This window comes from Shewanella sp. SM29, from assembly GCF_025654245.1.
Taxonomy (GTDB): domain Bacteria; phylum Pseudomonadota; class Gammaproteobacteria; order Enterobacterales; family Shewanellaceae; genus Shewanella; species Shewanella oncorhynchi.
The window spans coordinates 91,326-115,110 of record NZ_JAKKRN010000012.1; the positions used below are offsets into that span (position 1 = coordinate 91,326).

The 23,785-nt window shown below is 44.7% G+C and carries 20 protein-coding genes and 1 tRNA gene; 13 read left to right on the forward strand and 8 right to left on the reverse strand.

What is annotated here, in order from left to right:
• Positions 1 to 1,308: an outer membrane channel protein TolC gene (gene tolC / locus L5L77_RS10540; RefSeq protein ID WP_105251469.1), complete on the reverse strand. Its 1,308-nt coding sequence runs from the start codon at positions 1,306 to 1,308 to the stop codon at positions 1 to 3.
• A 244-nt stretch (positions 1,309 to 1,552) separates the two neighbouring features.
• Between tolC and nudF the strand changes: the two genes are divergently transcribed.
• From nudF to parC, 7 genes are read left to right on the forward strand one after another with little or no spacing between them, the layout of a single operon-like run.
• Complete coding sequence (nudF, locus tag L5L77_RS10545; RefSeq protein WP_263191675.1) at positions 1,553 to 2,155, forward strand: ADP-ribose diphosphatase; 603 nt, start codon at positions 1,553 to 1,555, stop codon at positions 2,153 to 2,155.
• A 6-nt stretch (positions 2,156 to 2,161) separates the two neighbouring features.
• Entirely contained in the window at positions 2,162 to 2,602 is a 441-nt protein-coding gene (locus tag L5L77_RS10550; RefSeq protein WP_263222697.1) for a DUF1249 domain-containing protein, read from the forward strand.
• A 15-nt stretch (positions 2,603 to 2,617) separates the two neighbouring features.
• Positions 2,618 to 3,457: a 3',5'-cyclic-AMP phosphodiesterase gene (gene cpdA, locus L5L77_RS10555; RefSeq protein WP_105251471.1), complete on the forward strand. Its 840-nt coding sequence runs from the start codon at positions 2,618 to 2,620 to the stop codon at positions 3,455 to 3,457.
• A 26-nt stretch (positions 3,458 to 3,483) separates the two neighbouring features.
• A complete protein-coding gene (locus tag L5L77_RS10560; RefSeq protein ID WP_263185673.1) occupies positions 3,484 to 4,059 on the forward strand; it encodes a YqiA/YcfP family alpha/beta fold hydrolase in 576 nt (191 codons plus the stop codon).
• 56 nt (positions 4,060 to 4,115) lie between these two features.
• Positions 4,116 to 6,002: a DNA topoisomerase IV subunit B gene (gene parE / locus L5L77_RS10565; protein WP_263181661.1), complete on the forward strand. Its 1,887-nt coding sequence runs from the start codon at positions 4,116 to 4,118 to the stop codon at positions 6,000 to 6,002.
• Between the two features lie 52 nt (positions 6,003 to 6,054).
• Complete coding sequence (locus L5L77_RS10570) at positions 6,055 to 7,227, forward strand: PQQ-dependent sugar dehydrogenase (protein ID WP_105251474.1); 1,173 nt, start codon at positions 6,055 to 6,057, stop codon at positions 7,225 to 7,227.
• Entirely contained in the window at positions 7,220 to 9,496 is a 2,277-nt protein-coding gene (gene parC, locus L5L77_RS10575; protein ID WP_198573784.1) for a DNA topoisomerase IV subunit A, read from the forward strand. Before L5L77_RS10570 ends, parC begins: the two co-directional genes overlap by 8 nt.
• Before the next feature lie 166 nt (positions 9,497 to 9,662).
• On the opposite strand, the gene L5L77_RS10580 is transcribed toward parC, so the two are convergent.
• Both L5L77_RS10580 and L5L77_RS10585 read right to left on the reverse strand, forming a co-directional pair.
• On the reverse strand, positions 9,663 to 10,721 hold the full coding sequence (locus tag L5L77_RS10580) for a porin (protein WP_105251476.1): 1,059 nt from the start codon (positions 10,719 to 10,721) through the stop codon (positions 9,663 to 9,665).
• A 435-nt stretch (positions 10,722 to 11,156) separates the two neighbouring features.
• Positions 11,157 to 12,221, reverse strand: a complete 1,065-nt coding sequence (locus L5L77_RS10585) for a porin (RefSeq protein ID WP_113941534.1) — start codon at positions 12,219 to 12,221, stop codon at positions 11,157 to 11,159.
• Positions 12,222 to 12,646: 425 nt separating this feature from the next.
• Here L5L77_RS10585 and tcdA point away from each other — a divergent pair, with 425 nt between their 5' ends.
• Positions 12,647 to 13,456: a tRNA cyclic N6-threonylcarbamoyladenosine(37) synthase TcdA gene (gene tcdA / locus L5L77_RS10590; RefSeq protein WP_113941536.1), complete on the forward strand. Its 810-nt coding sequence runs from the start codon at positions 12,647 to 12,649 to the stop codon at positions 13,454 to 13,456.
• 86 nt (positions 13,457 to 13,542) lie between these two features.
• Here tcdA and L5L77_RS10595 read toward each other — a convergent pair whose 3' ends face one another.
• On the reverse strand, positions 13,543 to 15,168 hold the full coding sequence (locus tag L5L77_RS10595; RefSeq protein ID WP_263185675.1) for an ATP-binding protein: 1,626 nt from the start codon (positions 15,166 to 15,168) through the stop codon (positions 13,543 to 13,545).
• Positions 15,169 to 15,336: 168 nt separating this feature from the next.
• Between L5L77_RS10595 and L5L77_RS10600 the strand changes: the two genes are divergently transcribed.
• Positions 15,337 to 15,948 carry a superinfection exclusion B family protein gene (locus L5L77_RS10600; protein ID WP_105251480.1) on the forward strand — a complete coding sequence of 204 codons (612 nt, stop codon included), beginning with the start codon at positions 15,337 to 15,339 and terminating at the stop codon, positions 15,946 to 15,948.
• 142 nt (positions 15,949 to 16,090) lie between these two features.
• Here the strand turns inward: L5L77_RS10600 and L5L77_RS10605 are convergent, their stop codons facing one another.
• A complete protein-coding gene (locus tag L5L77_RS10605) occupies positions 16,091 to 16,222 on the reverse strand; it encodes a DUF3149 domain-containing protein (RefSeq protein WP_105251481.1) in 132 nt (43 codons plus the stop codon).
• A 311-nt stretch (positions 16,223 to 16,533) separates the two neighbouring features.
• Between L5L77_RS10605 and L5L77_RS10610 the strand changes: the two genes are divergently transcribed.
• Both L5L77_RS10610 and L5L77_RS10615 read left to right on the forward strand, forming a co-directional pair.
• Positions 16,534 to 18,123, forward strand: a complete 1,590-nt coding sequence (locus L5L77_RS10610; protein ID WP_263185676.1) for a bacteriohemerythrin — start codon at positions 16,534 to 16,536, stop codon at positions 18,121 to 18,123.
• A 146-nt stretch (positions 18,124 to 18,269) separates the two neighbouring features.
• Positions 18,270 to 18,356: transfer RNA gene (locus tag L5L77_RS10615), tRNA-Leu, on the forward strand.
• Between the two features lie 86 nt (positions 18,357 to 18,442).
• On the opposite strand, the gene modC is transcribed toward L5L77_RS10615, so the two are convergent.
• From modC to modA, 3 genes are read right to left on the reverse strand one after another with little or no spacing between them, the layout of a single operon-like run.
• Positions 18,443 to 19,528, reverse strand: coding sequence for a molybdenum ABC transporter ATP-binding protein ModC (gene modC, locus L5L77_RS10620; protein ID WP_263185677.1), 1,086 nt, complete (start codon positions 19,526 to 19,528; stop codon positions 18,443 to 18,445).
• Positions 19,522 to 20,259: a molybdate ABC transporter permease subunit gene (gene modB / locus L5L77_RS10625; protein ID WP_263222698.1), complete on the reverse strand. Its 738-nt coding sequence runs from the start codon at positions 20,257 to 20,259 to the stop codon at positions 19,522 to 19,524. The genes modC and modB overlap by 7 nt, the downstream gene beginning before the upstream one ends.
• A gap of 1 nt (position 20,260) precedes the next feature.
• The gene (modA, locus tag L5L77_RS10630; RefSeq protein WP_263185678.1) at positions 20,261 to 21,052 is read right to left on the reverse strand and encodes a molybdate ABC transporter substrate-binding protein; all 792 of its coding nucleotides are present in this window, start codon (positions 21,050 to 21,052) and stop codon (positions 20,261 to 20,263) included.
• Positions 21,053 to 21,257: 205 nt separating this feature from the next.
• Between modA and L5L77_RS10635 the strand changes: the two genes are divergently transcribed.
• Complete coding sequence (locus L5L77_RS10635; protein WP_263185679.1) at positions 21,258 to 22,037, forward strand: TOBE domain-containing protein; 780 nt, start codon at positions 21,258 to 21,260, stop codon at positions 22,035 to 22,037.
• Between the two features lie 513 nt (positions 22,038 to 22,550).
• Entirely contained in the window at positions 22,551 to 23,783 is a 1,233-nt protein-coding gene (locus L5L77_RS10640) for an efflux RND transporter periplasmic adaptor subunit (protein WP_263185680.1), read from the forward strand.
• Positions 23,784 to 23,785: the final 2 nt, after the last annotated feature.

Genomic DNA, 23,785 nt, shown 5'->3' on the forward strand with positions numbered 1-23,785 from the left:
TTACTGTGCAATCAAGCCATTATTGATGGCGATAACATCATCTTCATTCAATGTACCCGCAGCTTGCTTTAGTGCAACTACTGAGTTGATGTAGCTATAGCGCGCATCGGATAATTTACGTTTTGAGTCGTACAAGTCACGGGTACGGTTCAAAACATCAACGATAGTACGAGTACCCACTTCGAAACCCGCTTGAGTGGCTTTTAGGGCACTTTCTGATGAAATAACCGATTGCTCATAAGCTTTGATTGAGCTGATAGAAGCACCTACGTTGTTGTAGTTATTACGAACGTTTTTCACTACACCACGGTAAATTTGCTCAAGCTTTTCACTTGCTTCAACATACTGGAATTGTGCTTCATTAACTTGTGAGCTGACTTTAAAACCTTCGAAAATCGGAATGCTTAAGTTGACACCAACGCTGACATTATCAAAATCAGGTTCGTTGAGATTCCCCATTTTTTGCTCAAGACCTTTGTTGTAACCGGCATTTAAGCTTAAAGACGGCATGTGGCCTGCTTGATAAAGCTTAATGGTCTCTTGGGCAATATCTTTACCAATACGTTGAGTCATTAAATCAACACTATTGGTTTCAGCAATTTTTAACCATTCGCTAGATGACGTTGGCGCTGGCGTAACGGCTGAGAAACGGTTGGTATCTAACACATTAATCGTCTTGTGATCGATGCCGGTGATTTCACGTAAGGCTTCATAACTATTGGCGAGCGTGTTTTCGGCTAAAATTTCAGTGGCTGAGGCTAAGTCATATTGCGCTTGAGCTTCATGCACATCAGTAATCGCGGTTAAACCCACTGCGAAACGTTGTTTAGTTTGTTCAAGTTGACGCTCGATTGCGCGTTTTTCTGCACCTTGGAACTCGTAGTTGTCTTTCGCCGTTAATACATCGAAATAGGCTTTAGTGATACGAGTAATCAAGTTTTGTAATGCTGAAGCATAAGCGGAATCAGCTTGAGAAGCGGCTTTCTCAGCAAGACTTAAACCAACCCAAGCACTGTGATCATAGATGACTTGATTTAATTTCAGGCTACCTACTAGACCACTTGCATCATCCTTCGGATCATTCCAAGCTTTGTCATAACCGACGTTTGCACTAATGGTTGGCAACAGCGGAGCGCGGTTTTGCTCGATTTTCTCAAACAAACCATTACGCTGGGCTTGGGCTTGCAATACGAGCGGGTCGCTGGTCAGTGCTTGCTGATAAATTTGCAACAAATCATCTGCTTGCACCGCTGAAGCGGAAGCCGCAAGTGTTAATGCTGCGCATAAATTATGGATCTTAAATTTCATTTGCTGTCCTTATTAGACAAAATCCCCCCACGGAGGAATATTTTAACTTCGTTTAGACTAAGTAATGCCTTTACCAAGGCGGTTTGCGCTTCCCGACGCTTCCCGATACAGCTAAAACTTAATGACCTAGAGTCTAAGAACTCTGACACTTTCAAGTCAAATTCGAAGTGTAACAGATTTTATTTTAAAAATGTGCTCAAATTGCCTTGATTGTAGGCGCAAATTTAACTTTTAAGGATAGAGTATGAAACCCCCTGTTTTTTCGCAAACGGATATTGAGATCTTAGGAAAAAAATCCCTTTATCAAGGGTTTTTCTCAATGGATGAATACACTTTCAAGCATAAATTATTCGCTGGTGGCTGGAGTAAACCTGTCACTCGCGAAGTGTTTGAACGGGGTCATGCTGTGGTCGTCCTTCCCTATGATGCCAAGCAAGATAAAGTCGTACTCATTGAACAGGTACGCTTTCCTGCATTAGCAACCACTAAATCTCCTTGGCTTCTTGAGTTAGTCGCGGGTATGATTGCGCCCGCAGAAACGCCTCTGGATGTTGCACACCGAGAATTAATGGAAGAAACTGGCTTAATGGCTAAGCAAATACACAGTGTAAATAGCTATTTAGCGAGTCCAGGTGGTAGTACAGAACGTTTCTATTTCTATTGGGCTGATGTCGATTCAAACAACGCCCGTGGATTGCATGGATTAGCTGAAGAGCACGAAGATATTCGATTGCATGTCATGAGCCGCGAGCAAGCTTATGAGCGAGTGGTTGCGGGTGAGATCGATAATGCGTCGACCGTTATTGGATTACAATGGTTACAATTGAACTATCAGCAACTGGTTTAAGTTGGGATGAATTTGGCTACTTCGAGTCTAAAACGGCGCTATAAACCCAACGTCAGTGATTTTTTAGCACTGTGCGGGCGTAATTATGGTTACATGTTGAAATGGTTACCGTTAGAGATAGCTATCGGTGAGTCATGGCGACTCGAAGGTGAGTTTGGTATATTAGTAGTGCGAATTTTAGAAAATACCAAATATACTCAGCTAGTTGAGATATCTCGTCCCATCGAAATCAAGGAGTTTATCAATACTCCCAAGGTGTTAGTGAGAATTTATCACGATGCTAAATTAGCAGAAGTGTTAACTGGCCAACAGATTTACCAATTACGCCCAGTGTATGATTATCCCAATGTACGCATGTATCAAAGTGATGAAAAGTACCAGGTGAATGCATTCCTGGGAGAGTTATTAAAGATTGGTTACCAACACAGTGTCGTGTGCCAGTCTTAGAATTGGGTATTCAATGTGCTGAAAGAGGCTGTCTCTTACTCCATAGCTGAAGGGGAAAGCGTGCGTATCGTGCAAGTCACAGATCCGCATCTTTTTGCCGATCCTGAAGCTCAGCTATTAGGAGTTAATACTAGCAAAAGTTTTGCTGCCGTATTAAATACGATTAGAGCTGTGGACTATCCTGCTCACTTGATGCTCGCCACGGGCGATTTGAGTCAAGACTATTCGGCTGAGTCCTATCAGCAATTTGTGAAAGCAGTCACCCCCGTTGGCTTACCTTGCCATTATCTTCCTGGAAATCATGACGATCCACGGATCATGTATCTGCACATGCAGGGTGAACAGATTTTTGGGCAGCAGCGTATTCTGGCGGGAAACTGGCAAATCCTCATGTTAGATTCAACCGTGCGGGGAAAGCCTGGCGGCAATATGGCCGAGACTCAGTTCGAATTAATTGATGAAGCCATTGCCGCACATCCTGAATGCCATACTTTACTGGTGATGCATCACAATCCCATCGTTGTGAATTGTACTTGGCTGGATCAGCACTGCATGGACAATGGCGCCGAGTTTATCGCGCGAGTGGCAAAGTATCCGCAGGTCAAAGGATTGCTCTGGGGACATGTGCACCAATGTATTGATACCCATCATAATGGGCCCCATGGCACGTTGCAGTTGATGGCGACACCTTCCACTTGTATTCAATTTAAGCCGTTATCGCCTTATTTTGCCTTGGATGGCGTTCAACCGGGTTATCGTTTGCTGGAGTTGAAAGCCGATGGTAGCATCAACACTAAAGTGTATCGCGTACCGGGTAACCATTTTTCCCCCGACAACAACTCTAGCGGTTATTAACGCGAATAGCCGCAGCCTGAGGAAATATGCTGCTTTATATTCACGGTTTTAATAGCTCTCCATTTTCAGATAAAGCTGTGACGACGGCTAAGTACATGGCGCAGCATCACCCTAGTGTGGCCTTCCATCAGCCCCAATTGCCTAATACGCCTAAGGCTGCGATGGTGCTCTTAACCGCTTATGTTGAGGCGGCGATTGATGCCAAAGAGCCATTAGCTTATATAGGCTCATCTTTAGGCGGGTATTTCGCCAGCTATTTAGCCGAAACCTATGGTGGCAAAGCGGTGTTAGTTAATCCTGCGGTAAAACCCTTTGAGTTGTTCGATGAGTTTATGGGGCCGCAATTCAATCCTTACACTGAACAGCATTATCTTGTCTTACCTGAGCATAAGTCTGAAGTCGCTGAATTTAATACGGCTGTGATCCGCAATCCGGATCGTTTTTTGGTATTATTGCAGACAGGTGATGATGTGCTGGATTATCGCGAAGCGGTCAATAAGTATCATCACTGTCAATTGCGAGTTGAAGCGGGTGGTGATCACAGCTTTGTTGGTTATGAGTCGCATCTGCAAACTGTAAGCCAATTTTTACACTTACCTTGACAAACTGACATGCCGAGCCGCAACATGGCCGGATATAACAACCTATAGCGTGCCCTATGACAAATCAATACACCTCTGACGCCATTGAAGTTCTCAACGGACTCGATCCTGTTAAACGCCGTCCAGGTATGTATACCGACACCTCCAGACCGAACCATTTGGGCCAAGAGGTCATAGATAACAGTGTCGATGAGGCATTGGCAGGTCACGCGACAAAAATTGAAGTTGTTCTACATACAGATAACTCCCTCGAAGTCACTGATGATGGCCGTGGTATGCCAGTGGATATCCACCCAGAAGAAGGCATTCCTGGGGTTGAGTTAATTCTGACCAAATTGCATGCTGGCGGTAAATTTTCGAATAAAAACTATCAGTTCTCCGGTGGTTTACACGGTGTTGGTATCTCGGTGGTTAACGCTTTGTCGCGCCGTGTCGAAGTCACGGTTCGCCGTGATGGCCAAGTGTATGACATCGCTTTTGAAAATGGATTTAAGGTTGAAGATTTACGCCCAACAGGGACCTGTGGTCGACGTAATACGGGGACTAGAGTGCATTTTTGGCCCGATGCGGGCTATTTTGATTCGGCTAACTTCTCAAATTCAAAACTGATTTATCTGCTGCGGGCTAAAGCGGTACTGTGTCCAGGTTTACGGATTAAATTCACCAATAAACAGACAAACGAAGTCCATGAATGGTTCTATGAAAGCGGCCTAACTGATTATTTAAAGGCGGCTATCGGTGACAATTTAAGATTGCCAGAAGAGCCGTTTGTGGGTTGCTTTAAAGGCCAACTAGAAGCCGCAGATTGGGCCATTACTTGGTTGCCTGAAGGCGGAGAATCTATTGGCGAGAGTTATGTTAACTTAATTCCGACTCCGCTCGGTGGTACCCATGTGAATGGTTTCCGCCAAGGTTTATTGGAATCGATGCGGGAATTCTGTGAGTTCAGAAATTTAATTCCCCGTGGCATTAAACTTTCACCCGAAGATATCTGGGATCGCGCCGCGTTTATATTGTCGGTGAAGATGCAAGAACCGCAATTCGCTGGTCAAACAAAAGAAAAGCTTTCTAGTCGCCAATGTGCTGCTTTTGTGTCTGGCGTTGTGCGTGACGCATTCTCACTCTGGTTGAACTCAAATACCGAGTTAGCTGAATCCTTAGCCGAAATGTGCATTAATAATGCCCAGAGTCGTTTAAAGGCTGCCAAAAAAGTGGCCCGCAAAAAGGTGACTTCGGGACCTGCACTGCCGGGTAAGCTGACAGACTGTAGTGGCCAAGATCCGATGCGCGGAGAGTTATTCCTCGTGGAAGGGGATTCTGCGGGTGGTAGTGCTAAACAGGCCCGCGATCGTGAGTTTCAAGCCATCATGCCGCTGCGTGGCAAAATCTTGAATACCTGGGAAGTCGATGCTTCACAGGTGTTAGCTTCACAGGAAGTCCATGATATTTCGGTCGCGATTGGTTGCGATCCCGATAGTAGTGATATCTCTGAATTACGTTATGGCAAGATTTGTATCCTTGCGGATGCCGACTCAGACGGACTGCACATTGCTACCTTGTTATGCGCGCTATTTTTGAAGCATTACCGTATCTTAGTTGAGCAGGGTCATGTGTATATTGCTATGCCGCCGTTGTTCCGTATTGATATCGGCAAAGAGGTTTATTACGCCTTAGATGAGGCAGAAAGAGCGGGTATTTTAGACCGTATTGCCGCTGAGAATAAAAAGGGTAAGGTACAAGTCACCCGCTTTAAGGGCTTGGGTGAGATGAATCCTTTACAACTTCGTGAAACAACGATGGATCCAAACACCCGTCGTTTAGTACAGTTGACGATAGATGACATCGAAGAAACGGATGCTTTGATGGATATGTTGCTCGCTAAGAAGCGTTCGCCGGACCGTAAAAACTGGCTTGAAGATAAGGGTGACATGGCTTTACTTTAATGTTGTGCACTATTGCCGATAACAATAAAACATAGGCATAAAGAAAATTACAATGTTGTATATTAAAACTAATAATTATAATTGCTTAAAGGTGTTTTCTGCCGGTTTTACGCTCTTAGCGAGTGTGACGTTATTGCTCTGCAATAGCGCCTTTGCGGGTTCCCAATCGATCATGATTACCGTTGCTAAGGGGTTTGGTTTATCGCTTTATGCCTCGGATATTGGCGATGCTAAGCAGATGGCGATGGGGGCTAATGGCACTTTATTTGTCGGTTCCAATAAGAGCGGCACTATCCATGCTCTCGTTGATAGTAATCAAGATGGTCGTGTCGATAAGCGCTATGTGATAGCCAAAGGGCTTGAATCACCCGATGCGATTGCATTCCACAATGGTGACTTGTTTGTCGCCACTGAAAATCAAATCGTGCGCTTTGTTGATATTGAGCAAAGATTGCGCCGCCCGAGTCGACCCAAAGAGATTTACAGTGACTTGCCTTACTCAGAGAAGAAAAGTTCTCGGGCAATTAATTTTGGCCCAGATGGCCGTTTATATGTGTCTATTGGTGCGCCCTGTAACGTCTGTGAAGCGCCAGTGCCTTACAGTAGTATCATAGCGATCAATGTCGATACAGGCGCGAGTGAGCAGATTGCGGCTGGTGTGCGTGATGCAAGTGGATTTGATTGGTCGCCAATAGACAAAAAATTATGGTTTGCCGATCAAGGCCGTGATTGGATGGGGGACAACTTGCCACCCGATGAGATTAACCGCATCGATGTGATAGGGAGTCATTATGGCTTCCCTTATTTACATGCCAGTAGTGTTGTCGAACCCGCCTATGAAAAACCGAAAAATTTAAAAATCACTCTGCCAATGTATGAATTGCCAGCCCATGTTGCACCCACGGGACTTGCATTTTATCGCGGCAGTCAATTTCCCGATATTTACCATAATCAGTTGTTTGTCGCCGAAAATGGCTCGTGGAATCGTTCGAGTAAAGTTGGCTATCAAGTGGTGATGTTGAAGATTGAAGATCAAAAAGTGGTGAGTCGTGAAACGGTTGTTAGTTTCCTTGACGGTGAATTTCCCGTTGCTCGACCCTTTGCGCTGTTATCGGCATCCGATGGTGCTATGTACATCTCTGATGATTTAAAAGGTAACGTGTATCGCTTGTTTTATAAGGGCGATAGTACTGAAGAAACACAGGAACTAGAAGAAAATGAGTGACGCTATCAAGTTAAGTCTCGATGGGGTAGAGCAAATGCCATTGCGGCGCTTTACCGAAGAGGCTTATCTGAACTATTCCATGTACGTCATTATGGACCGAGCCCTGCCACACATTGGTGATGGACTTAAACCGGTACAGCGTCGAATTATCTATGCGATGAGTGAGTTAGGTTTATCGGCTCAATCTAAGCATAAAAAGTCGGCTCGTACGGTTGGTGACGTATTAGGTAAATACCATCCTCACGGCGATAGTGCCTGTTATGAGGCTATGGTATTGATGGCGCAGCCATTTTCATATCGCTACCCGTTAGTCGATGGCCAAGGTAACTGGGGTGCCCCCGATGATCCTAAGTCATTTGCGGCTATGCGTTATACCGAAGCACGTCTCTCTAAATTCTCTGAAGTGTTACTCAGTGAACTGGGACAAGGTACGGTCGAGTGGGGTGCTAACTTCGACGGTACTTTGAAGGAACCTAAAGTACTGCCTGCACGTTTACCGCATATCTTACTCAATGGTATTACTGGTATTGCCGTAGGTATGGCGACGGATATTCCGCCGCATAACGTGAGAGAATTAGTCTCCGCCTGCGTAGCATTGCTCGATGATCCTAAGCTTGAACTCGAGCAATTGATGGCCTTTGTACCAGGTCCTGATTATCCAACTGAAGCCGAGATTATTACCCCGTCTGCCGATATTGCAAAAATTTATGAGTCGGGCCGTGGGTCATTAAGAGCACGTGCGGTTTACACTGTCGATGGCGGTGAAATCATCATCACGGCGCTGCCGCATCAAGCCAGTAGCGGTAAAATCTTAGAGCAAATCGCCGGTCAAATGCAGGCGAAGAAATTGCCTATGGTGGCCGACTTACGCGATGAGTCGGATCATGAAAACCCAGTGCGTCTTGTGGTGGTGCCTCGCTCCAATCGCGTCGATTGCGATCAACTGATGGCGCATTTGTTTGCCACCACAGATTTAGAAAAGAGCTTTAGAGTTAACTTAAATGTGCTGGGTCTCGATGGGCGTCCGCGAGTTAAAGGGTTGAAAACCTTATTAACTGAGTGGTTAGAGTTCCGCGTTGATACGGTTAAACGTCGTTTAGAATATCGTTTAGACAAGGTGGTATCGCGGTTACATATACTCGAAGCCCTAATGATCGCTTTCCTCAACATTGATGAAGTGATCGAGATTATTCGTTTTCACGATGATCCTAAAGCTGAGTTGATGGCCCGTTTTTCACTCAGTGATAAACAAGCCGAATCGATCCTCGAGTTAAAGTTACGGCATTTAGCTAAGTTAGAAGAATTTAAGATCACGGCCGAACAAAATGAGCTTGAAGCCGAACGCGAAAAACTGGAGCAGTTATTGGGCTCAGAGCGTCGCTTGAAGACGTTGATCAAGAAAGAATTAATTCAAGATGCCGAAACCTATGGCGATAATCGTCGCTCGCCAATCGTATTGCGTAATGAGTCCAAAGCATTAACTGAACAAGAGTTAACGCCGACAGAAGCCGTGACTGTTGTCTTATCTGAAAAAGGTTGGGTGCGTTGTGCTAAGGGCCACGATATCGATCCTTTGTCGCTCTCCTATAAGTCTGGCGACCAATATCTATGTAGCGCGATGGGACGTAGCAATCAGGCCGCAGTGTTTATTGATTCGTCTGGGCGGGCTTTTGCGACGGATAGCCATACTCTGCCATCGGCCCGTAGCCAAGGTGAGCCTATTACGACTCGCTTCAATATGGCTCCTGGCGAAACCATGCAGCATGTGTTGATGGGTGAAGAAGACCAATGTTACTTGTTAGCAACGGATGCGGGTTACGGTTTTATTTGTTCATACAACGATATGGTGTCGCGCAATAAGGCGGGTAAAGCCTTGCTGAGTCTACCAACAAACGCTAAATCATTAACGCCTAAGTTGATCGACCGCACTAAAGAAATGTCACTGCTAGCGATTACAAACGAAGGGCGGATGTTACTGTTTTCGCTAGAAGCGTTACCGCAATTATCCAAGGGTAAAGGTAATAAAATTATTGGCATACCAACCGAAAGGGCCAAGAATCGCGATGAACTTATGACGCATTTACAATTAGTGCCGAGTGATACGCCGGTTACCTTGTGGGCAGGTAAGCGCAAACTCACACTGAAGCCAAGCGATCTTGAGCATTATCGAGGTGAACGTGGTCGTCGTGGTGCAAAATTGCCTAGAGGATTACAACGTGTCGATAGCGTTGAATTAGGTGACGGCGGTGATGCTTTAGCGAGCATCTAATGCTTTGTAATGGTTTCAATGCTGTAAAGAATTAAATGGGTTAACTAAAACCACCTTAGTTTGGCTTAGGTGGTTTTTTATTTTTGGCGCTTTTGGATTAGATTTGAGCCATAAAAAAACCTACTGTATTACTACAATAGGTTTTTATTATCTCTTAGGTAAGAGATTAGAAGTCGTAACGTACGCCTACAGAGAATACGTTGTCATCTTGTAGATCTGTTTTAGCATTAGCAACAGTAAAATCACCACGGTACATAGCGTATTGACCATAGATCATAGTTGATTTCGCTAAGCGATAATCAGCACCAATGTTGAAGTTTTGGAAATTGATGTCATCAGCACCTTTTACGCCGCCCAGTTTAGTGTAAGCGCCACCTAAACCAGCTTCATCAATGCCGTATTCAGCCTTCAGGTTTACACCGTTCAGATCATAAGAAACGTTAACAAAGTAAGTGTTACCTTCGATGTCATTGTTCACAACATCTTCAGAGTTTTGGAATAAACCACCAACTTTGAATTGACCGAATTTTGCTTGGCCAACTAAACGGTATGCATCAACACCCGCGATGCCTTTGTTATAGGCTACTGCAGCATAGTAATTCTGCTCTTTAAACTTGCTGTCACCTAGAGTTGCGCTTAATGCATATAGGCTTTCAGAAGTCTTAGCTGTAGTGTCGTTATCATCAAATTGATAGTTAGCGTTTAATGTCACTAAGCCTGCAATTTTTGGTGAATAGTACCAAGCACCATCGGCAGTACGAGTTTGGGCACTGACTAAACGGTCGATATCGGCGTTAGTGTTACCGAAAATATCCACAGCACCTTCGGCTTGTTTGAATACTGAGTCATTACGACCCACTAACACAGTACCAGCGTTAGTTTTTAAACCTAAGAAAGTGTTACGTGCTTTGAAAACATCACCTGCACCAGAAGTGTTTTCAACTTGGAATTCCATTTGGTAGATAACGTCAAAGCCATCAGCGATTTTTTCTGAACCTTTAACACCTAATAGAGAGAAGTTGTTTTCTAAATAAGTACCTGCGTTATTCTCATCGGCATAGTTTGCTTCTAAGCCGTTAGTACCTGATTGTAGAGTGGCACCTGTGTCAGTATGGGTTAGAGCAAGCTCTAAACGACCATAGAAGCTTGGGCCTTCGGCTAGCGCACCGAATGAAGCCAATGCCAATACTGATGCAACTGATGCAGAGATGAATGTCTTTTTCATGTTTTGTGCTCCCTCGAACCTAAGTTCTTATCCATTTTTCATGGTTTTTGTGTGGTTTAACGCATTTGCTACCTGAGTCGGTAACAAAGTTGCCGCCGATTTTTACAGTTTTACGACTCGCAGGCTGTGGCGCAGATCATGTTTTTGGCTCTCCTTGCCTATATTCGGGCCATTTCTGGGATCTTTCCTTATATCTTGACTGCAAATTTACCTGAAAGGGGTAAAACTCTATTTTTCACTTACTACTTAAGTGGTAGGTAAGGCGGATTGCCTTAGATAGTGCGTCGGCGAGGGTAACTGTAGCATATACTAATGCTGTAGCAAGTCTGTCATATTGGTTATAGATTTGTGTTTGGGGGCGATATCTAAGCAGAAAAAGCGGCCGAAGCCGCTTTTTTATCAATAAATAACCTTGGGGTTAGTTGATTAATCTATTTAAAAATCAACGCGTAAACCGACAGTAAAGATGTTGTCATTCAGGTCTTGCTTTACATCGGCCAACATAAGATCACCATCGAAGCGCGTGTAGTGACCATAGACCATAGTCTTAGTGCTCAGGCGGTAATCTGCGCCCACACTGAACTGTTGCAGGTCAACATCACGGACCTGTTCTAGGCCACTGTTGTCTTGGTCACCAACATAACGGCTCACGTACTTGCCTAGACCTGAGTCATCTTTGCCGTACATCATCTTTAGTTTTAAGTCGCCAATTAAGTAGGCTGCGTTGACAAAATAGGTATCGCCTGAGAGATTGGCAAACTTATCATCTACATGCTCACTGTGTTGATATAAGGCACCTAAGATTACGTCACCGAATTTAGCTTGGGCCACACCACGGTAGGCTTCAACATTATCAATACCATCACTATAGGCGGCAGCGACATAGTAGTTTTGTGCTTTAAAGGCTTTATCCCCTAAGGTGGCGCTCAGAGCATACATTTGATCTTTGCTATACACGTCGTTGCCATTGCTATCCACTTGGTCATAGTTATCACTCATCAGATAAGTGGCATTAAGCGTCACGAGATCGGCAATTTTAGGTGAATAGTAAGAAATGCCATCGGCGGAGCGTGTTTGGCCTGCAACCAGTAAGTCGATATCAGCATTGGTATTACCGAAAAGATCGAAGCTACCTTCAGCTGCTTTAAATACGGTATCGTTACGACCCACTAAAGCCGTACCTGCGGCACTTCTGATACCTAGGAATGTATTACGGGCATTGAAGGTTTTATTTGAGTTATCAAAGTTTTCGACACCAAATTCCATTTGATAAATGATGTCAAAGTAAGGGCTTACAGCTTCAGAACCTTTTACGCCTAACCAAGAGAAGTTGTTTTCAAGAACAGTGCCCTCCTTTTGGTTTTGAGTTGCATAACCTGTGTCTGAATTGGTAATGGCAAGATCAGCATGACCATAGAATTCAGGGCCATCGGCGAGTGCTGTGAATGAATAGAGTGTGAGGCTAGAAATAATAGCCGTCGTCAGTAGATTCTTTTTCATCTTCATTTTCCTGTGCTTATCGCTGTTATATGCATTGATAACTTCAGTATCTATGCATGCTGTTGAGCTTTTATGCGGCAAAGTCTGCACAGACTTGAAATGATAAAGTGTGATCTTGATCAAGTTTCATATAAAGGATGGCTTATTCAACATATTGTTTTACAAGTGAAATACATGTTTTTATTAAGTCGATTACCAAATGACTCGGTGGTAAATGATGGGCCTTTGCTTTTATTACACTCATTTAGTATTCGTATCCCTTTGCATCTAGTGTTTGGTGGCTGAGGATCTGATTTCGGTTTATGTCGATATCGTTTAGAATCCACGGCACATTTCTGGTGTTGCTATTAAGCTGCCCTGTTGGCATCCATTCGATGCTAGGGCAAGCGCTCCTGCTGTTATTGAGTAATATAAGGTAAGTATTTATGACTGAGGCCTATCTAAATCGATTTGGCGGAATTGGCCGTTTGTATGGACAAAAGGCTCTGGCTAAATTTGCCACATCCCACGTGGTGGTGATTGGTATTGGTGGCGTAGGTACTTGGGCGGCAGAGGCCTTAGCGCGAAGCGGCATCGGACAGATAAGCTTGATGGATTTAGACGATATCTGTGTCACTAACACTAACCGTCAAATTCACGCGCTCAGTTCCACTATCGGCAGCTCTAAAGTCGCTGTGATGGCGCAGCGGATCCGTGAAATTAATCCTGATTGCCAAGTGAATGAAATTGAAGATTTTATTACATTGGATAATCTAGGCGAGTATTTGCTCGGGGCTAAAGAGGGGGGCAATATTGATTATGTTATTGATTGTATTGATGCCGTTAAGCAGAAGGCTGCGTTAATTGCTTGGTGTAAACGTCAAAAAATTAAGATAGTGACAGTGGGCGGTGCGGGTGGACAGACAGATCCGACGCAAATTCAGTTAACTGATCTCGCTAAAACCTACCAAGATCCTTTGCTAGCCAAAGTGCGTAATATTTTGCGCCGCGAGTATAACTTCTCTAAAAACCTGCAACGCCGGTTTGCTATCGATGCTGTTTTTTCCAGTGAGCAGTTAGTGTATCCCCAAGCCGATGGCTCAGTGTGCGGTACTAAAGCGGCGGCTGATGGCAGCATGAGGATGGATTGTGCTTCTGGTTTTGGGGCTGTAACTATGGTCACTGGGACATTTGGTTTTGTGGCGGCAAGTCGCGTATTAGCGCGATTGGCACAGCAGGCTCAAGAGGCGGTTTAAACTCTTAACCTAGATTCAGTCAAGATATCACCGCTTTCAAGGGCGGTGATGCCCCTTCAATATTATGTAATTTCATTAGGTTATACCTAGATATAAAAATCTTGTTGATTATTGACTGGTTCACATTGAGTGTATGGAAATTTAATATCAAATTGTGGGCCGCCTAGTTTTGAGTCTGCGCAATAACTCATAGTGCCTTTCAACAGTGTTGCGGCATTAAAGGCCGCTGATAATCCTAAGCCAGTACCACCTTTATTACGATTTGTAGTAAAGAAGGGTTCGAACATGTGCTCAGCAACATCGGCTGGAATGGCTAAGCCATTATTTTGAATGCTGATTTGAATTGATTCTTCATCCAAAGTCGCACTAATGTGGATAAGATTGTCTTCATGTCCTTGGAATGCATGGGTAAAGGCGTTCGAGAGAATATTACTAACAATTTGATTTAACAAACTGATATTGGTTTTGATATTGAGTGTAGGCTCCACGTTGATCTCCGTTGAGGCGTTAACATTGGGATGCATAATTAATGTCGACTCTAGGATTTCATGTAGCTGCTGGTTTAGATTACAGCATTGGTGTTCTTCGTGACTGCGATCGATGGCGATCGTTTTAAATTTTTGAATTAAACTACTGGCTTTAGTGATATTACGGACAATGAGTTCACAGCTTTCTTGGTACTCATTAAGTATTTCATTTATCTCATCTAATGTGGCTTGATCGCTGTGGATCAGGTCGATCAGTTCTTCAATATGGCTGAGCTGCGCACTTGCCGCCGTCAAACAAATGCCAATTGGGGTGTTTATCTCATGTGCAACCCCTGACACGAGTCCACCCAAGGCAGCCATTTTTTCTTGCTCAACTAAAACCTGTTGTGCTCGTTTTAGTGCGCTAAGGGATTGTTCTAACTCTAGTGTTCTTTCTTTTACTTGCCTTGCGAGCTCTTCTTTATAGCTACGTTCGAGCTTGAGTAGCCGCTCTCTATCTTCTAAGGCTATTTGCAGTTCCGTCTTAGAATTCTTTAAGGCGCTAAATGAGCTTCTAAGTTGTACTTGCATGCTATTGATGGAATCGGCGACTTGTTTGAATTCATCAATTTTTTCATGACGGTCAAATTGTAGTGGCTCGTATTCATGGTCTATGTCGATATTTTTGCAGTATTGGCTGAGTTTATCTAAGTGTTTAGTAATGTTGAACCACACTAAAAATAGAATAAACCCAGCCACTAAGAAGGTTTTAATGCCATTAGAAAGCAGAATGATAATGGCCTTATCATACAAGCGTTGATAGATAGCATCGACATCGACTTGTATTTCGAGTGTGCCGACATTGATGTTTTCAGTCGGTGATTTATAGACTAAAGGAAAGGTTTTATCTAAGGAGTGTTCTTGTTTCTGCTCGCCTGCATTCCATGCTTGGCCGCTGTCATCTTTAATCGAAATATAGTTAATATCGGGCAGCTGAATTAGCCCATTGAGCTGAGTGTTAATGAGCCGCTCGTCAATAACCCAAATACTGGCGGCGAGTACATCTAAGTTCACCTTTTCCATGTTGGAAAATACTCTATCGATACGCACTACATCATTGCGATAATCACTGATCAACTGATATGCAGTGGTGATTAAGGTGATAACAGAACTAAAAAGTACAATAGACAGGGTAAGGTGCCTGCCTATGGGGCTTTTGATAAGTTGGCTAAAGAATGTCAGCATCTTAAATTTTCTTTATGCAATAGCGGCTTGAGATGCTTATAAGCATAGACCTACAGATCCAGAAAGTGCATTTTCTCGCAGATAAAATCAACGAAATATGTCTTCATTTGTGGCATTAAATTTGCTTATTAGCCGATAAGTTCAATTTTTTGTCACTGGGATAGCACTATGTTTAAACTCAAGCTGGATTCAGTTAAGTTTTTTAGCCCGAAGAAAATGATGTTTAGAGTCATGCTGTGGCTTATGGTGAGTTGTTCTGTCTTACTTCTTATTCCCCCTAATGTGCTGGCAGTGCTGGCGCTCGATAAATTTGTGCCAGAACATGCACAGTTTGTTGGATTAGGTCTAATCGTTTCTATCGCTTATTTTTTGAGTCAATTAATTAACTTAGGCTTAGATGAGTCTATCCGTCATTTAAGTGATAAGCGTGTTATTGAGACGATTGAAGCTAAAGTGAATCTACTTGATCCCGCTGAGCGAGCTTTAGTGAGGGAATTCTTTCTTCAAGGCGCCACGATTTTGACTCTGCCGCAAAATGAACCCGCTGTAAAAAGTTTAGTGAATGCCTGTATCTTAGAGAAGCTCGGTAATGAGCGCCATTATGCAATTCAGGGACCGACCGCTGACTATAAGATTGCCATGAAAGCGCGTATGTACCTCAACCGTGATGTGCTGCGTTTGCCAGCCGGTGAGCCGAGCCAAGAAGAAATGCAGTCGTTGATTAAGGCGCGTCCGCAATTTTTGAATGGATTAGTACAAAACAGAAAACACGCAGCATAGGCGTGTTCTACCTCACTCGGATGAGTGCTAGCTATGTTTTAGTTAGCATTTTTAACATGCGAGACAACAAAAAAATGGGGGTGATAGGACCCCCTAGATTTTGCATTTATACAAGAAACATGAAGAACAACTGGAGCAAAAACTATGGTTTCGGTGCCGACTTCACAATGAACATCCAAGTGATATAAGACACTATCCCTATTGTGCTAAAGATAACGATCATTGAAAGTAAGCCTATGGGGTTACCAAACATTAGATCTAACCAAAATGCCATGACTGAAATCCTCTTTCCTGTGAAGTCCTCGCTAAATTAGCGGTATTCGATAGCTAAAATACTGATCTCGATCAATAAAAAATCGACATAGGAATACAAAGTCATAACCCTTAGTTAACTCTGTGATCTTGGTCAAATTTAAGAGTATGCTTAACAGCGACGAGTTCAAATAATTTAGCTTTGTTTCTTCTTCCGTTAGCGTCTAGGATTAACCTATTCAACTCGATCGATATTCAGTTAACGCGCTATTCCATTTATTCGTTCTTGTTTTTATATGAAGGCGCGATATCAGTTTTTTAAAGGAGTAAAAAATGGATTCTAAAAAAAGTCACAAGGATTCAATGGGATATAATTCTATCTTTGCGCCACTATTGTTGCTGATTTATCCCCTCTATTGTTTGGTGATCACAGGGCACTTTGTTGCCATTTTGTGTTTAAGCGCGCTCGCCGCCATTTTAATGTTCAACATCAATAAATTAATTCGTAATTTGAGACAACTTGAGCGTGCAGCACACCACTTAGGCGAGGGAGATTTGAGTTATCAATTGGAAGAGAAAGATGCGGGTGTGTTCATTAAGGTAGTACATAACATTAATCGCATGGGTGAGGATGTCAGCCGTACGATTTTGTCTTTATCTGATACCTGTGAAGGGATGAAAAAAGTCGCCTCGGATATCAAGGTTATCAGTGAACAGGCAAAGCAAGGCGTGTTAGAGCAAGAGCATCAAACTGAACTGGCAGCCAGTGCAATGACGCAGATGGTTTCAAGCGTACAAGCCGTATCGCAAAATGCGGTGAGTGCTGCGCAGGCAGCTGATATTGCACAAAGTTCTGCTAAGCGCGGCGATCAAATCATGAATGGCATAGTCACTAAAATTGGCGCTATGTCGCAACAGATCCATGATACTCGAACCGTGATCGAGCACTTGGCCGCCGACAGCAACAATATCAGTAGCATTATTGAAACCATTTCGCAGGTGGCCGAACAGACCAATTTACTCGCCTTAAATGCTGCCATTGAAAGTGCGAGAGCGGGTGAACATGGCCGCGGTTTTGCTGTAGTTGCCGATGAAGTGCGTAATCTTGCTAAACGAACATCCGAAGCAACGGTTGAGATCCAGCAGCAAATCGCCGCATTACAAAAAGGCGCACAACATGGTGTTGAAGTCATGTTGAAAAACGTGGCGATTGCCGACGAAACGGCTGATATGGTTGATCAAGCTCACAGTGCACTCGGGCAGATTGTCGCTCAGGTGGAGACCATTACCGATATGTCCCACCAAATCGCCACGGCATCGGGACAACAACATACAGTAGCAGAGGAAATTAATAAAAATATCAGTGTGATGGCTGAGCTAGCCCTGAGTAATGCCTCCCACACCAACAACACTAACTTATCGAGTTTGAAAGTGTATAACATGTCGCAGGAAATAGGCTCCTTGCTGCATCGATTCCATGTGAATGCGGCATTTTTTAATTCGAGTCAGGCGCAAAATAAACTCTTTGTGAAATGGGGGCCTGAGTTAGACATAGGAATGCCTGAGATCAATCGTCAACATCAGCGCTTAGTCTCATTGATCAATGAATTACACCGCACATTAAATGAAGAGTATGGACTCGAAGCCATCAAACGTATCGTGCAAGGGTTAGTGGATTACACGGCCAATCACTTTGCCTATGAAGAGGAACTCTTTGCGCGTTTTGGTTATCCTCAAACTGACAGTCACAAGGAAAAACACGGCAAGTTAGTTGGGCAAGTACTTGATTTTCAAAAGCGAGTTGTTAGAGGTGAAGATGTTGCCGACGAATTAATGGCTTTCTTGAAAGCTTGGTTGGTAAACCATATTCAAAAAAGTGATAAAGAATATACCGTTTTTTTATTATCCCATGGCGCAGAATAACCCCAAGAGCATGATTTTTGAGCGGTTAAATGCAATTTGTATTAAAGTCGCGGCAAAAGACTTGCCATTGTCATAAGCAAAGGTATAATTCCCAGCACTTAGAGACAGCCAGTTGTTTTGATTGCTTCTAAGTGCATATTTGATATGCCAGTGTGGTGAAATCGGTAGACACAGGGGATTCAAAATCCCCCGCCCTTAAAAGCGTGCCAGTTCGAGTCTGGCCACTGGTACCAAATCCTTCAGATGAAGGAACTAAAACCGACCTAGAGTCGGTTTTTTGTGCCTGAAATTTGGTTTTCGAACGGTGCTCTAGGTTGAGCTAGTGGGATTCGGCGATATCCATTTGTGTCATAGTCACGCCTTTGATTTGTGCATAAATCGCTTTGCCATGAGTGAGTTGCAGTTCGTCGCAGGCCCAAGGGGTGATGTTGGCCCAAAGTTCATCGCGGCCTAGGGCGATTTTTAATTGGATTTGCTCGCCGTTATCGCTGGGGTATAACTCTTTAATTTCTCCCTTTAGCAGGTTGCGGATACTTGAGCCTTTGGGGATCTCAGTGCAAACCGAGACATGATTTGCCTGAATACGCACTTTGAGTTTCTTCGCCGTTTCAGCCAGATAGCCACTTACCCACAAATAGTTTCCATCATCCATCACGAGTCGAGTCATGGGGTAGTCGGGATGTCTGTCGGCGACCTTTGCACTGAGGAGTGAGCTGAGTTCCTGCAATGGCACCCAAGGGCGCATTTGCTCGCTATTCCACACTTCACTTAAGGCCCCTTGGGCGATCAATTTTCCCTGATGCAGCACCAGCATATAATCCGCCAGTTGTAAGATCTCATCTAAGCTGTGGCTCACATACAAAATCGGCAGTTTTAGTTCCTGCGATAAGGTTTGCAGGTAGGGCAGTAACTCGCGTTTACGGGGTAAATCGAGTGATGCCAGCGGCTCATCCATCAGCAGCATGTCAGGTGATGTCAGCAGGGCACGGCCAATGGCAACCCGTTGTTTTTCACCGCCAGATAGCGTGCTGGGATAACGACTGAGGAGTTTTTCAATCCCTAGTAGTTGCACAATTCTATCGAACAAGACTGGGTTAGCTTTACGCACACCATAGTTGAGATTGCCCTTCACGCTATAGTGCGGGAACAGTCGTGCTTCTTGAAATACATAGCCAATTTGGCGCTTCTCTGGGGGAAGGTTCACTTTGCCTTGTTGATAAAGCAGTTTGTCACCGAGGCGGATTTCACCGCTATCTGGGGTCGAAAGCCCGCCGAGCAGGTTCACTAGCGAGGTTTTACCCGCACCCGAGCGGCCAAAAACGGCTGTCACGCCTTGCAATGGCAATTGGGTATCGACTTTCAGTTGCAGTTGTCCGAGCCGTTTTTCAATATTGATCCTTAACATACGCTTGCTGTCCTCTGCAGGGCTTTTTTACTCAGCCATTGGGAGGCGAGTAAAGATGCTAGTGCGATCACTATTGAGATAATGCACAGACGCATGGCCTGATATTCTGCCCCTGGGGTTTCAATAAAAGAGTACATGGCGAGCGGAATAGTACGAGTTTCACCGGGAATATTAGAAACGAAGGTAATGGTCGAGCCAAATTCCCCTAGGCTGCGGGCAAAGGCGATAATCATCCCCGACACTATCCCTGGTGAGGTGAGCGGCAGTGTGATGGTGAGAAATACCCGCCATCGACTGCTACCTAAAGTGCGTGCGGCTTGTTCGAGTCGAATATCAACGGTTTCAAAGGATTGGCGTATGGCTCTGACCATCAGCGGGAATGACACTATCGCCGCCGCGAGGGCCGCACCGCGCCAACTAAAGCTAAAACTGATGTCAAACCAATTAAATAACCACTGGCCGATAAAACCTTGGCGGCCCATGCTGATCAGCAAGAGGTAACCCACTACCACAGGCGGTAACACCAGTGGTAGATGGAGCACACTGTCAAATATAGCCTTGCCAGGAAACTCGACCCTTGCCAGCAACCAAGCGCATAAAATACCCAAGGGTAAACTGGCGATAACGGCAACGGATGACACCTTTAAGCTGAGCAGCAGTGCGGCAATTTCATAGTCGCTCAAAAGAGAGCCACTTAGCAGAGAGCCGCTTAACAAAGAACCACTCAGCACCCTAATTCACTCCAAAGCCATATTTCTCAAACACATTTTTTGCGCTTGGGCCCTGCAGATATTCATTGAACGCTTTGGCGCTTGCGGTCGATTCTTGTTTGACTAAGGCGACAGGGTATTCAATTGGGCTGTAACTCGTTTCTGGGAAGGTGCCAACGATTTTGATCTTTTGGGCGACTTTCGCATCGGTTGAATACACTATGCCAAGCGGCGCTTCACCCTGTTCAACCAAAGCGAGGGCGGCACGGACATTGTTAGCACGGGCGAGTAAGGGCTCAGCGGCTTGCCATAGCTTGAGGTTTTCGAGGGCTTGCTTGGCATATTGTCCAGCAGGCACATGATCTGGATCGCCAACAGCCATACGACTGCCTTTTAATGCGGCTTTAATATCCCAATCGCCATTGAGCACGACTTCTGTGATGGGACTATTTTTCTCGGCAATCAAGACTAAGGTATTTTTTAACAAGGTTTTTCGGCTGTTAACATCGACCGCTTTTGCATCGACCAGATAATCCATCCACTTTTGATTCGCCGAGACAAACAGATCGGCGGGCGCACCATTGGCCACTTGTTTTGCCAGTGTTGAAGAAGAGGCGAAGGAGAATATCACCTTAGTATTGTGTTCTTTTTCATATTGCTGGCCGATTTCGTTAAGTGCATTGGTGAGCGATGCCGCTGCAAAAACAGTCACTTGCTCATTGTCTGCCGCAAAAATTGGGCTAGATGTCAGTACCATTGTAAATAACGAAGCCGTGGTAAAACGCAGTAATTGCTTAAGGTGAATGGATTTCATTGTGTTCCTCCGTGATAAAAAGTGATCGTTATATACCAATCTATATATCGATCATTCAAGCCCTAAGCAATCAATTAGTGATCTGTGTGCGGTTTCTTGCGGATTAATGGCATTCATCCGCTGAAATATCTCGGCAATCTTATTGGTATCCTCAAGACGATGAAGGACAATAGGACTCAAGTCAGACTTGGGTGCTGGATAGACGATGGATTTACATGCATTACTTACGCTTTCCCTCGGGGATAAGCCCTTCGCCAATCCTAGGCGGATAAGCCTGCTTGAGCAGGTTGCCAACACAGGCTCGATCAGCCAAGGCGCCAAGCTTGCGGGGATCAGTTATAAAGCGGCGTGGGACGCGATCAATGAGATGAACACCGCCATGCCCGAACCCGTAGTGTGTAGCGAAAAGGGCGGCAAAGGCGGTGGCGGCGCTAAACTCACCGAATTTGGCGAACGGTTGCTTAAGGTGTATTCCATCACCTCCCAAGTACAAGAAATGGCTTTGGCTGCCTTGCTCGATGAGTCCGTCGATATGCACAGTTTATTGGATGTGATGGCGCATTTCTCTCTCAACACCAGCGCCCGCAATCAGTTAACGGGGCGTATCAATAGCATTGACTCATTTGGATTAAATGACAAAATCAGCGTGACCTTAGCGGGCGGACAACAGATTCAGATTTCAGTGACCCATTCGAGCCGCGAACGCTTGCAGTTAGCCCTGGATAAATCTGTGTTGTTACTGTTTAAAGCCCCCGCTGTACTGGCGACGACTCATGCCTGTGAAGTGGATGGGCAAAATTGCCTAAGCGGTCGTTTGCTGAGCGTGACTGAACTTGGCGATAAGGCCGAATTAGCCATAGATATTGATGGCAAAGACATCATCTATTCAGTGATGCCACTCACCCAAATGCAGAGTTTGGCTGTCGGCGAATCATGTTTCGCCTGTTTTGATGTCACGCAGGTGATCCTCGCCAGCATGAATTAGTCGAATTGAATAATTAATTCGATTAATCATTGGGTTATTCACTGTGGATGGCCAGTGACTTGGCGTTATTGTTTTCGCAATGGGTTGGTGGGGAATCTAATGGTTTCTTTTATTTACGAACTTGATTTGTATTTTTCATTCTTTTAGAGAAGATCAACGTCGTGGGGCTTCACCTTACAACGTTGATTTTTCTTGAAACAGAATCAAATGAAGTATGTATCTAGATTCGTTTAAATGGCTGAACTACCACAAGTGGCACAGTCATAGAATGTAGACCCCAACAATTTATCACCTGACGATTTGATAACGCACTAAATTGGCATGGCAGTCTAAGCACCACTCAATCGTGCTTTCCTTGTCAATTTCTACACAGATATTTGCAAATCTTTACCTGTTAACGACACTTCCTTCGTCTACTGTCTTTGGCTAACTCTATATACTGTTGGAACAATTTCAGTTCCTTAGCAAGATGAATGCTTGCTGTCTTTAGCATTGATGGACACGACAATACCGATGAAAAAATCCTCAAAGCGTAAATTGCTGCTCGCGTTAAGCGGCTTAATCCTCCTGATTGGCGGTGCTTATTTTATGTGGCATAAGCCTGAAACGGCACCTACCTATGTGACTGAAGCGGTGCGCCGTGGCGATATCGAAAACTCAGTGCTGGCCAATGGCATGTTGCAGGCATCCAAACTGGTGAGTGTGGGCGCGCAGGTATCGGGGCAAATCTTAAGTTTGCCGCTGGCACTGGGTGATGAAGTAAAGAAAGGCGATTTGATTGCTCAGATTGATAGCTTAGCGCAGCAGAATAATTTGAAGGATGCCCTCGCATCACTCAAGAGTATCAATGCTCAGTTCCGCGCTAAACAGGCGCAGATCCGCCAAGCTAAATTGGAATTTAGCCGCCAGCAGCAAATGCTTGCCGATAAGGCCAGTTCTCGCGCCGATTATGAAGTGGCCGATGCTAATCTAACGGTTTATCAAGCCGAGCTTGAGCAATTAGAAGCGCAAAAACAGCAGGCTGAAATTAACGTCGACAGTGCCAGAATCGATTTAGGTTATACCAAAATTACCGCGCCAATGGATGGCACTGTGGTGTATTCCGCGGTGGAAGTGGGGCAAACCGTTAACGCTAATCAAACAACACCGACCATAGTTGAAATGGCGCAGCTGGATACCATGACAGTTAAAGCGCAGATTTCCGAAGCCGATGTTGTCAATGTCCATCCGGGTCAAGCCGTGTATTTCACTGTCCTTGGAAAACCGAATCATCCCTACCGCGGCGTTTTGAGGGCGATTGAACCTGGGCCGATTTCGATGGATGGCGACGATAGCAATATGAGCTCTAGCGACTCAGACGCCATTTATTACCATGGTCTGTTTGATGTAGAAAACCCTGACCGCACCTTGCGTATCGGCATGACGGCGCAGGTGTCTATAGTGTTAGCTAAGGCCGATGATGCGCTATTAGTGCCTGCGCAGATATTGCGTATAAAGCCGAGGGAGAAATCCGCGGCGCCAGAGGCTAAGCCTGTCGAGCGTAAAGCTCGCAGCGGCCCGCAATATCAAGTGCCTGTATTAGTTGATAACCAAGTGCAATATGTGGATGTCACTGTGGGGATTAACAACAAAATCAATGCTGAAATCACCGCGGGTTTGAAGGAAGGCGATCAGGTTGTGCTTGGCATGCCGTCTTCCGATGATGGCAGCAGTAAATTACGTCGCCCACCTAGCGTGAGGTTTTAACA